The 10,496-nt window shown below is 67.5% G+C and carries 12 protein-coding genes and 2 tRNA genes; 8 read left to right on the top strand and 6 right to left on the bottom strand.

Translation table 11 applies throughout. The features are described from left to right. The first annotated feature begins 60 nt into the window (after positions 1–60). The gene (locus JWQ05_RS02105) at positions 61–357 is read left to right on the top strand and encodes a hypothetical protein (RefSeq protein WP_299653748.1); all 297 of its coding nucleotides are present in this window, start codon (positions 61–63) and stop codon (positions 355–357) included. An 88-nt stretch (positions 358–445) separates the two neighbouring features. Here JWQ05_RS02105 and JWQ05_RS02100 read toward each other — a convergent pair. Both JWQ05_RS02100 and JWQ05_RS02095 read right to left on the bottom strand, forming a co-directional pair. Beyond that, positions 446–530, bottom strand: a tRNA-Leu gene (locus JWQ05_RS02100). A 120-nt stretch (positions 531–650) separates the two neighbouring features. Further along, positions 651–956 (bottom strand): FliM/FliN family flagellar motor switch protein, encoded by a 306-nt coding sequence (locus tag JWQ05_RS02095; RefSeq protein ID WP_299653745.1) that lies wholly within the window; start codon positions 954–956, stop codon positions 651–653. Between the two features lie 115 nt (positions 957–1,071). Between JWQ05_RS02095 and lipB the strand changes: the two genes are divergently transcribed. After that, positions 1,072–1,767, top strand: coding sequence for a lipoyl(octanoyl) transferase LipB (lipB, locus tag JWQ05_RS02090; RefSeq protein WP_299653751.1), 696 nt, complete (start codon positions 1,072–1,074; stop codon positions 1,765–1,767). Here lipB and JWQ05_RS02085 read toward each other — a convergent pair. Both JWQ05_RS02085 and JWQ05_RS02080 read right to left on the bottom strand, forming a co-directional pair. Continuing rightward, positions 1,764–2,651, bottom strand: coding sequence for a cation diffusion facilitator family transporter (locus tag JWQ05_RS02085; RefSeq protein WP_299653742.1), 888 nt, complete (start codon positions 2,649–2,651; stop codon positions 1,764–1,766). The two genes, lipB and JWQ05_RS02085, sit on opposite strands and share 4 nt — an antisense overlap. Positions 2,652–2,771: 120 nt before the next feature. After that, entirely contained in the window at positions 2,772–3,014 is a 243-nt protein-coding gene (locus tag JWQ05_RS02080; protein ID WP_299653739.1) for a hypothetical protein, read from the bottom strand. Between the two features lie 186 nt (positions 3,015–3,200). Here JWQ05_RS02080 and queA point away from each other — a divergent pair, with 186 nt between their 5' ends. From queA to JWQ05_RS02060, 4 genes are all read left to right on the top strand, one after another. Then, a complete protein-coding gene (gene queA, locus JWQ05_RS02075; RefSeq protein WP_299653736.1) occupies positions 3,201–4,289 on the top strand; it encodes a tRNA preQ1(34) S-adenosylmethionine ribosyltransferase-isomerase QueA in 1,089 nt (362 codons plus the stop codon). 98 nt (positions 4,290–4,387) lie between these two features. Beyond that, positions 4,388–4,981 (top strand): hypothetical protein, encoded by a 594-nt coding sequence (locus tag JWQ05_RS02070; protein WP_299653733.1) that lies wholly within the window; start codon positions 4,388–4,390, stop codon positions 4,979–4,981. A gap of 102 nt (positions 4,982–5,083) precedes the next feature. Further along, positions 5,084–6,247, top strand: coding sequence for a tRNA guanosine(34) transglycosylase Tgt (gene tgt, locus JWQ05_RS02065; RefSeq protein WP_299653730.1), 1,164 nt, complete (start codon positions 5,084–5,086; stop codon positions 6,245–6,247). A gap of 111 nt (positions 6,248–6,358) precedes the next feature. Continuing rightward, positions 6,359–6,434 (top strand) — tRNA-Lys (locus JWQ05_RS02060). A gap of 332 nt (positions 6,435–6,766) precedes the next feature. Here the strand turns inward: JWQ05_RS02060 and JWQ05_RS02055 are convergent. Together JWQ05_RS02055 and JWQ05_RS02050 are read right to left on the bottom strand one after the other, a co-directional pair. Then, the gene (locus tag JWQ05_RS02055) at positions 6,767–7,036 is read right to left on the bottom strand and encodes a hypothetical protein (protein WP_299653727.1); all 270 of its coding nucleotides are present in this window, start codon (positions 7,034–7,036) and stop codon (positions 6,767–6,769) included. A 130-nt stretch (positions 7,037–7,166) separates the two neighbouring features. Continuing rightward, positions 7,167–7,622, bottom strand: a complete 456-nt coding sequence (locus tag JWQ05_RS02050) for a histidine kinase (protein ID WP_299653724.1) — start codon at positions 7,620–7,622, stop codon at positions 7,167–7,169. Positions 7,623–8,858: 1,236 nt separating this feature from the next. Here JWQ05_RS02050 and paoA point away from each other — a divergent pair. Both paoA and JWQ05_RS02040 read left to right on the top strand, forming a co-directional pair. Then, positions 8,859–9,515: an aldehyde dehydrogenase iron-sulfur subunit PaoA gene (gene paoA / locus JWQ05_RS02045; RefSeq protein ID WP_299653721.1), complete on the top strand. Its 657-nt coding sequence runs from the start codon at positions 8,859–8,861 to the stop codon at positions 9,513–9,515. Beyond that, entirely contained in the window at positions 9,512–10,462 is a 951-nt protein-coding gene (locus tag JWQ05_RS02040) for a xanthine dehydrogenase family protein subunit M (RefSeq protein WP_299653718.1), read from the top strand. The genes paoA and JWQ05_RS02040 overlap by 4 nt, the downstream gene beginning before the upstream one ends. Positions 10,463–10,496 lie beyond the last annotated feature (34 nt).

The raw sequence follows: 10,496 nt of genomic DNA, 5'->3' as shown, positions 1-10,496 counted from the left end.
GGCTGGATCCCGGGAACGATCGCTCTCCGTTAGGACCTTGACGAGGCGCCCCGTTGTGAAATGACGAACCTGACCAAGGCTGATGGCCTTGCATCGAGCAAGAGCGCCTTCCACCACGCTTGGAAGGCCGCGTTCGACCGCGCGAAAATCACGGACGATCTTCACTTCAACGACCTTCGCGGTGCGGCCGTCACGATACTGTCGGAGGCAGGCTGCACGCCGCAGGGGATCGCGACCATCGCGGGTTACACCGTGGCGTCGGTGCACAAGATCCTGGAGGTCTATCTGGCCCGAACGCGGGCCCTCGCGCAGAGCGCAATCATCAAGCTGGATGGACACCGGCGAAACGCTAAGTGAACATCGCCTGCAAAAGATTTTGCAAAAACACCGGAGGCTCGGTAGCAGCCTCACCAAGTTCGAAGGGGAAACACCAACATAATCAAGTTGGTGCGGCCAAGAGGACTCGAACCTCCACCCCTTGCAGGACTAGCACCTCAAGCTAGCGCGTCTACCAATTCCGCCATGGCCGCATTGTCTCGCCGCGTTCGCTGGCGTCCGCAGGCCCGGTGGGGCGAAGCGGACGAACTCTCGTGGCGCGGCGCAGCTAGTAGCAGACGAATTTTCGTCCGACAAGCGCTCCGCCGATGGGATCAGAGGAAATCGACGCCGCCGTCCAGAACCGGCACCGCGCCGTCGCCGATGGTGACGCCGGGCAGGCGCACGACCTCGGCCTTGCGGATCAACTCGGTGATTTCCACCGAGATGCGGTTGCCCGTCACCACGATCTGGCCGCGCGCGATCGGGTGGTCGTTTGCGAGAATCTCGACCATATCGGTCTCGGTGGATGCGAGCTCGATCACCGCGCCCCGGCCCATGCGCAGCAGCATGTGCAGCGGCATGTGCCTGCGCCCGAGCACCACCGTGAGATCGACCTTGAGGTCTTCGAGTACCGCCACGCGAACCGTTCCTTGAACCGAGGGGACCGAAACGCGACGCGGCACGCGTCCCTCGACCCGACTGTCCACGCCCGATGGTGAAGTCTTGGTAAACGAAACCATAACCATCCCCCGGCTGACGCTGCGAGCGGGGGATTTTCGCGCCGCCCCGGCGAGCCCGCCGGTGGCCTGGCGGATCAGCGACGCGCCCGTGCCCTACGACGTGGCGGTGGCGGAGATGGAGGCGCGCGCCGCGGAAATCGCGGCGGGCACCGCCTCCGAACTCGTCTGGCTCCTGGAGCACCCGGCCCTCTACACGGCGGGCACCTCGGCGCGGGACACGGACCTCGTCGCCCCGGACCGCTTTCCCGTGCATCGGACGGGGCGGGGCGGACAGTACACCTATCACGGGCCCGGTCAGCGCGTGGCCTACGTCCTGCTCGACCTCAATCGCCGCCGCCGCGACCTGCGAGCCTACGTGGCGGCCCTGGAAGCCTGGATCATCGCCACCCTGGAGGCCTTCAACGTGCAAGGCGAGCGGCGCGAGGACCGCGTCGGCGTCTGGGTCCGCCGCCCCGAGAAGGGAGAGGGCGTCGAGGACAAGATCGCGGCGATCGGCATCCGGGTCCGGCGCTGGGTGAGCTTCCACGGCATCAGCCTCAACGTCGAGCCGGACCTGTCGCACTTCTCCGGCATCGTGCCCTGCGGCATCGCCGGCCACGGCGTCACCAGCCTCGTGGATCTCGGGCACCTCGTGACGCTGCCCGAGGCCGACATGCAGCTGCGCGCCGCCTTCGAGGCGATCTTCGGGGAGACCGTGCCGGAGGGTTAGATCACCGGCACGCCCCGGCCCTTGGCGTGCTCGCCGGGCTCCACGTGGATGACCACGACGGAGCCCTCGATGGCGCCCTCGATCGCCGCTTCGAGGCGGTCGCAGATCGCGTGCGAATCCTGCACGGTCATGGCGCCCGGCACCACGAGGTGGAAGTCGATGAAGGTCGCCTGCCCCGCGTGCCGGGTGCGGACGTCGTGCGCCTCGAGGGCGCCGGTGCTGTGCAGGGAGATCAGCTCGCGGATCTGGGCCACCATCTCGGTCGGGGCCGCCTTGTCCATCAGGCCGCTCACCGAGTCGCGCACCATGCTCCAGCCCGACCAGAGGATGTTGAGGGCGACGAGGCCGGCGATCAGCGGATCGAGGATGGCGATGCCCGTCGCCAGCACGAGGGCGACGCCGACGAGGACGCCACCGGAGGTGATGACGTCGGCCATCACGTGGCGTGCATCCGCCACCAGGGCGGGCGAGCGCCAGGCCCGGCCGCGCGCCAGGAGCGCCATTGCCCAGGCGCCGTTGATCGCGGTGGCGACGCCGTTGATCATCAGGCCCGTGAGCGGCGCGTCCAGCGGCTTCGGGTCGAGGAGGCCGTGGAAGGATTCGCGCAGGATCAGGATCGCGGCCACGATGATGAGGGCGCCCTCGATCACGGCGGAAAAATACTCCGCCTTGTGGTGGCCGTAGGGATGGTCGTCGTCCGCCGGGCGCGCGGCGACCCGCAGCGCCACGAGGGCGAACAGGGCCGCCACCACGTTGATGATGCTCTCCAGGGCGTCGGAATACAGCGCGAGGCTGCCCGTGACCCAGTAGGCCGCGAATTTCAGGCCCATCACGAGGAGGCCGATGGCGGCGCTCAGCAGGGCGGCTTTCTGGGTGCGGTCCATGGCGGCGTCCAGGCTTGCCCCGGACGAGGATACGCCGTCCGGGCCGGGTGCCCATAGCCGCCGACGCCGCGCCAAGGCCACGGCAAAGGTTGAACCCGTCGCTGAACGATTGAGCCGGGGCTATGCCGGGCCGGAATCCAGTCTGCCGGCCGGGGTTGCGCGCGCCTGCTCCCGTCCGGCGAACTGCGCGCTCTGCGCGCGGGCTCGCGCGGCCCTGCGCCGGAGGCTGCGGGCCACCCAGCGCCAGCGCGCGCCCACCGCCAGGGCTTCCAGGCGCTGCGCCTCCCGTTCCCAGTACGAGACGAGCTGCCCGTCGAGGGTCACGCGCCGCAGGGAACCCCTGGCCTTTATCTCGTCGCTCATCCGGCTCCCCAACCCTAGGTCGTCGAATCGACGCCTGCACAACCTATGTCCCATGATGCCGGGCGCAAGGCTACGGCAGGGGCGGCGGATCCGGCGGGACGAATGTCGGCGCCCCTCTCTGAACGGGTCCGGCCCGGGCCGGTTCCCCCATTGATCCGGGTGGCCAAACCGTGCTGTTGGCGCGCCATGCGCGTCGACCTCTTCGATTTCGAACTGCCGGAAGCGAACATCGCCCTGCGCCCGCCCGTGCCGCGCGATGCCGGGCGGCTCCTCGTGGTGCGGCCCGGGGAGCCCCTCGCGGACCGGACCGTGCGCGACCTGGCGGGCCTTCTGCGGGCGGGCGACGCCCTGGTCTTCAACGACACCCGCGTGATTCCAGCGCGTCTGACCGGCATCCGTCACCGCGCCGGGTCGCCCGGCCTGCGCATGGAGGCGATGCTGCACCTGCGCGAGGCGCCGGACCGCTGGCGCGCCTTCGCGCGGCCGGGCAAGCGCCTCGCCGTCGACGACCGGGTCAGCTTCGGCCGGCACGGGAGCAGCGAGCCCTGCGAGCTCGGCGGCCTCGACGCCACCATCGCGCGGAAGGGGGAAGGCGGCGAGATCGTCCTGCGCTTCGATCTGGCCGGTCCCGCCCTCGACGAGGCGATCGCGCGGATCGGCGACCTGCCGCTGCCCCCCTACATCGCGGGCAAGCGCGCCACCGACGCGCAGGACGCCACCGACTACCAGACGGTCTATGCCCGCGAGCCCGGGGCGGTCGCCGCCCCGACCGCCGGCCTGCATTTCTCGGAAGCTCTGCTCGCGGAGATCGATGCCGCCGGCATCACCCGTCATACCGTCACCCTGCATGTGGGGGCCGGCACCTTCCTGCCGGTCAAGGCCGAGGACACCGACGATCACCGCATGCATGCCGAGATCGGCATCCTCGACGGGGAGACGGCGCAGGCCCTGAACGCCGTGCGGGCGCGGGGCGGACGCGTCGTGGCGGTGGGCACCACGGCGCTGCGGCTCCTCGAGACCGCGGCCGACGAGGCCGGGCGCCTGCACCCATTCTCGGGGCCGACCGAGATCTTCATTACGCCCGGCACCCGCATCCGCGCCGTCGACGCGCTGATGACGAATTTCCACCTGCCGCGCTCGACCCTGTTCATGCTGGTCTCGGCCTTCTCGGGCCTGGAGACCATGCGGGCGGCCTACGCGCATGCCATCGCGTCCGGCTACCGTTTCTATTCCTACGGGGATTCGAGCCTGCTGTTTCCGGCCCGCCCCGATTGAAGCCCGGCGCTCTCGCCATCCCGGCGCCAGCGGCCATCTTGGCACCAGCGGCGCAAGCGCTTTCCCCGGTGCAGCCCATTCATGCTGAGGAAGCCGTCATGGTCAGCACCATCGTCAACGTTCATATCGGATACGACGCTGGTTCGCCGCTCGACTTCACCCAGACCCATCGGATCTATGCCGAGCGGCATGGTTACGAATATCGCCAGATCACACGCACCCTGATCCCCGACGCGCTGCCGACCTGGAGCAAGCATCCCGCCGCCCTCGCGGCGATCGATGATCGGGATGCCGTCATGATCATCGACTCCGATGCGCAGATCCTCGAGACCTGCCCACCGTTCGATCAGGTCGTGACCGACAACCATCGGTACGATCTGTTCCTGGTTCTGGGACACAGCTTCCGCCCGAATGCCGGGCTGATCCTGCTTCGCGGTGGTCCCAGCAGCGTCGCGGGTGATTTCCTTCGAACGCTGCTCGCGGAGCGCCTAATGCCCCCCACGGATCATGCTCGGCCCGGCGGCGACAACGGCCATGTCATCAGCGTGCTGCGACGCGCGCCCTTCCGCGACAAACTTTTCATTTTGGCGCCGACCTGGAACAACACCATGAAGGCGTGCGATTGGGACCACATTCGTCACTATACGGGCCCCATGCGCGACGCGTTTCTGGCCGCGGCCGAAGCCCGCTGAGATAACCCGTCACTCCATCCCCGCGCGGTACCGTGGCGGGCTCGGGCCCGACCGCCGGTCCGATGCCTCCCTTTGCAGCCGCAGACCTTGAGGGCATCGCCCATGTCCGAGACACCTCTCCGAAACGCGACCTCCGACACGTTCGGCTTTCGCATCGACGCCACCGACGGGGCGGCGCGCACCGGCGCCATCGCGATGCCGCGCGGCGTCATCCGCACACCCGCCTTCATGCCGGTGGGGACGGCGGCCACCGTCAAGGCGATGTATCCGGGCCAGGTCCGCGATCTCGGCGCCGACGTGGTGCTGGGCAACACCTACCACCTGATGCTGCGCCCCGGCCCCGAGCGCATGGCGCGCTTGGGCGGCCTGCATCACTTCATGAACTGGCCGCACCCGATCCTCACCGATTCCGGCGGGTTCCAGGTGATGTCGCTGTCAGCGCTCCGGAAGCTCGACGAGCAGGGCGTCACCTTTCGCTCGCACGTGGATGGCTCGACCCACCACATGAGCCCCGAGCGCTCCATCGAGATCCAGGGGCTGCTCGGCTCCGACATCCAGATGCAGCTCGACGAGTGCGTGCGCCTGCCCGCCGACCACGCCACCATCGAGAAGGCGATGCAGCTGTCGCTGCGCTGGGCCGAGCGCTGCCGGGTGGCCTTCGGCGAGCAGCCGGGCAAGGCGATGTTCGGCATCGTCCAGGGCGGCGACGTGCCGAGCCTGCGGGTGGAGAGCGCCCGCGCCCTCGTGGATCTCGACCTCAAGGGCTACGCCGTCGGCGGCCTCGCGGTGGGCGAGCCGCAGGACGTGATGCTCGCCATGATCGAGACGGTGGAGCCGCATCTGCCGAAGGGCAAGCCGCGCTACCTCATGGGCGTCGGCACCCCCGACGACCTGATGCGCTCGGTGGCCCGCGGCATCGACATGTTCGACTGCGTGATGCCGACCCGCGCCGGCCGGCACGGTCTCGCCTACACCCGCCACGGCCGCATCAACCTGCGCAACGCACGCCACGGCGAGGACACGCGCCCCCTCGACGAAGCCTCCGCCTGCCCGGCCGCCCGCGATTATTCCCGGGCCTACCTGCACCACCTCGTGCGCAGCGACGAGATCCTGGGCATGATGCTGCTCACCTGGAACAACCTGTCCTATTACCAGGACCTGATGGCGGGGATGCGCAGGGCCATCGCCGAGGGCCGCCTGGCGGATTTCTGCGCGGAGACCCGCGGCGCCTGGGCCCGGGCCGAGGCGGATCGCGCGGCGGCCTGACGCGTCATCCCCAGGGACACCGCAAGCCGGTTGACCCCATACCGCCTAGCCCCTATTGCGGGCCTCGCTGTCCGGGACGGCCCGGCGCTCCAGCGCCATGCCGCCGGATGCGAGCGCGTAGCTCAGTTGGTAGAGCAACGGACTTTTAATCTGTAGGTCTTGGGTTCGAACCCCAACGCGCTCACCATTTCTCCGACATGGACTGCTCCGATGGCAGGCTAAGTTCCGGAGCCTCGTGGCCGAATTCAGCATGGGGCCACGTTCGGGGAACGATGTTCCCGCTGGGTGTTCAAACCTGCGCCGGATGGGTTGCCAAGCGTCCGCGCCCGACAGACGCTTCCCCGGATCGCAGTCGGACTGGACGTCGCTGAGGAGGATGGGTGGCGATCCACCAATGAGGGCCACGGACCTCGCGTGTCTCCCCGGCACGGGACCATCAACGCGAGCGCGTGACCATCAAAGCCGCCCCGTTGACCCGCCCGGAGCGATCCGCGACGGGTTTTTGGTTCGTAGGCGACGCTACTGCATGGCTTTCGCCATCGCCTCGCTGGCCGGTGCCTTCGGGTTGGCCTTGCAGTACGCCCGCACCTTGTTGTCGAGATCCGCCGCCTGCGGATCAGCTTGCATCGCGGCTTTGTCGGCCGGACTCATGGCAGCCTGCATCTGGGCGTCGGCCTTCAGATAGTCGGCACAACTCATGTCGGCCTGCGCAAAGGACGGGGCCGGCAGCACGGACGTGCCAAGACAGAATGCAATGAGCCCGCTTTTCAGGACAGTGAAACGAAACATAATCGGTCATACCTTTATGAATTTTTGCGTTTTTCGATTTTCCGGTGTGAATTCAACGCCCCGAATACGCCGACATGGAGGAAATTCAACGGTCTCACGGTGCGAAAACCGCTGGATATTGTGCTTATTATTACTGCCCGAGCGGCTGGATGCTTTTCAAGATCGAGTCCAGCTGTGCGCCGTATTTCTTTTCGGCCGCAGGGGAACCCCAATAGGTCAGGAGCCCGATCTTCGTCGGCGACAGGATAGCGATGCTGAGGCTGACCTTTGCGACCTTGCCGTCATAGACGCCGGTCCAATCGATCGTGATCATGTCGATGCCGTTCACCTTGCCTTCGCCACGCTTTTCGGAGGCTGGATCGATCTTGACGCCACTTTCAGCGAGAAACTTGACGCCTTCCAGAACGACCTTGTCGGTATTCTTCGTCTCTCCGAGTTCGAACGAGACGTAGATGGCGGTGTCGGGGGAGTTGGCCTGGACACCTTTGGGGATTTCTTCGGGGTCCCAGGCGTCGGGCAATGTGATCGTGACGATGGGCTTACTGTCCGGCAGTTCGAACGGCTTTGCGGAAGCGAGGCTCGCCATCAGGCTCAATGTGAGAGCGGTTACAGCCCTAAGTTTTGCAGTGTTCAAGATGCCACCCCCTGCACAGCCAAGTTTGGCGCACGGGTCCTTTCATCAGCGGGGAACGCACGGGAGTCGAGGGGCAAATATACGCATTGCTTCCTGATGCACCGGGATCTCGGCGTGACGCCCGATGCTGATCGTTGACTGGACGGATTGGATTCCAGCTTGCCGAGGGCAGGCGTCGCACGATTGTCCGCCCCCCGTGAAGCAAGCATTGAACCGATGCTTTTTGGCCCCCACGATGCTGTGCCAGCATCCGTATGACGCTTGATCTCTGCACATCACTTGCAACATTCGCCAACCGAGGATCGATCGCAGCAATTGGCAGCATTCGCACTTCGAAGCACGATCAAATTGATGCGTGCTTGGCGCCCGAAGCATTGAAAACACTTCCCGGTCGCCACATCCGACGGGATTTTCCGGGCCCCTCCGAGGGGTCCGAGGATCGTCGCGTTCTCACCCGTCGCGGCTCGCACGCCACTGAGAGGGCGTTCGGTGTCGGTCTACAGACGAGAATCATCTCCCCGGGGGCCAAACGTGCACGATCCGCATCGCGAGCGCGCACGCAACGACCGAAGCGCAAGAAAAACCCGCCACGGCCGGAGCCAGGGCGGGTGAAGGTGTGCGTCATTGTTCCTGGGAAGGAACACGGCACCTTGGCACTTGGTATGCCAAGAGGGAATACCCACGGCCGACGCGGGTGAGACAGACACGACGGTTCGAAACAAAAACCCGCCTCGGCTCGCGCCGGGCGGGTGGAAGGTTCGCTTAGGGAGGAAAGCGTTCTTCATCTCTCACGAACGCCCGGCACTCCACCACAGACGCCGGCGCATCTCTGGTATGCCAGGGCCGCCGAACTCTCACACGTGATGGGATCAGCCGAGTCGCCAGGTCTCACCGGTGCGCATTGCTGGACGGGCTCGTGGATATGCGCGCTGGTGCAGGTTGGCGGGATAGGCTTTCCTCCAAGCGTCGGAATCCATGAGCTGCGCGTCTCGCCATCGGCGCGACACACCGTCACCGCGCTGCATCTTCCGAGGCGAAGCAGCATTTCCCAAGAGATGCGGCGGTGCCGAACGGTCGATCCTCGCGTTGGGGGGTTGGACCGAAGGTTTTTCGCCGAACGTTTTTTGCTTGAGGCGGCGTCCGTGAGGACGAACCTCATGCCATGCCGCCGCGGGTCTGGAGACCGAGATGTCGCCTATGGGAGAGAGTGACTTGAGCCGACGGGACCTGATGGCGGGGACGGCGGCCTGCGCCGCCTTGACGGCGGTGCCGGGCGGGGCGCAGGCGCAGGGGCAGAATGCCGGGAGCGACCAGCCCGTGCTCGCCAAGGTGTCGCTGACGGTGAACGGCCAGCGCCGCGAGCTCGAACTCGACCTGCGCACCAGCCTGCTCGATGCCGCCCGCGAGCACCTGCACCTGACCGGTTCGAAGAAGGGCTGCGACCATGGCCAGTGCGGGGCCTGCACGATGATCGTCGACGGGCGGCGCATCAACGCCTGCCTGACGCTGGCGGTCATGCACCAGGGCGCCGAGATCACCACCATCGAGGGCTTGGGGCAACCCGAGGCCCTGCACCCGATGCAGGCCGCCTTCATCAAGCATGACGGCTACCAGTGCGGCTACTGCACGCCGGGCCAGATCTGCTCGGGCGTCGCCGTGCTCGCCGAGATCAAGGCCGGCATCCCCAGCCACGTCACGGCCGACCTCAATGCGCCGATGCAGGTGACCGAGGCCGAGATCCGCGAGCGCATGAGCGGCAACATCTGCCGCTGCGGCGCCTATTCCAACATCGTCGAGGCGATGACCGAGGTCGCGGCAAGCCAGACGAACCGGAGCCCGGCATGAAGTCCTTCACCTACGAGCGCCCGGGCGATCCGGCGCAGGCGGCGGCCGCGGTCGCCGCCAACCCGAACGCCAAGTTCATCGCCGGTGGCACCAACCTGCTCGACCTGATGAAGCTGCAGATCGAGACGCCCACCCACCTCGTGGACGTCAACGGGCTTGGCCTCGACCGGATCGAGGCGACGCCGGAGGGCGGCCTGCGCGTGGGCGCCCTGGTGCGCAACACGGATCTGGCCGCCGACCCCCGGGTCCGCAAGGATTACGGCGTGCTCAGCCGGGCCCTGCTCGCGGGCGCCTCGGGGCAGCTGCGCAACAAGGCGACCACCGCCGGCAACCTGCTGCAGCGCACGCGCTGCCCGTACTTCTACGACACGGCGCAGGCCTGCAACAAGCGCCAGCCCGGCTCGGGCTGCTCGGCCCTCGACGGGGTCAGCCGGCAGCTCGCGGTGATCGGTGCCAGCGAGGCCTGCATCGCCACGCATCCGGGCGACATGGCGGTGGCCATGCGGGTCCTCGACGCGACGGTCGAGACCATCGACGCCAAGGGCGGATCGCGCACGATCCCGATCGCGGAGTTCCACCGCCTGCCCGGCGACCGGCCGGAGGTCGACACCACGCTGAAGGCGGGCGAGCTCATCACCGGGGTGACGCTGCCCAAGCCTCTGGGCGGCACGCAGATCTACCGCAAGGTGCGCGACCGGGCCTCGTACGCCTACGCGCTGGTCTCGGTGGCGGCGGTGGTGCAGCCGGACGGATCGGGGCGGGTCGCCTTCGGCGGCGTCGCCCCCAAGCCCTGGCGCGACGCGGCGGCCGAGGACGAGCTGGTCCGGGGCGCCAAGGCGGTGACCGCCCGGGCGTTCGCGGGCGCCAAGCCCACCCACGACAACGCCTACAAGCTGACGCTGGCCGAGCGCACGCTCGCGGCGGTGCTCATCGACGCGAGGGCCTGAGCCATGAAGTTCGACACGCCCGCGGGCCAGAACC

It is taken from the genome of Methylobacterium sp., from assembly GCF_028290105.1.
Classification (GTDB): Bacteria; Pseudomonadota; Alphaproteobacteria; order Rhizobiales; family Beijerinckiaceae; genus Methylobacterium.
Note: the sequence above shows the minus strand (reverse complement) of the source record. Positions and strands in the feature narration are given on the sequence as shown.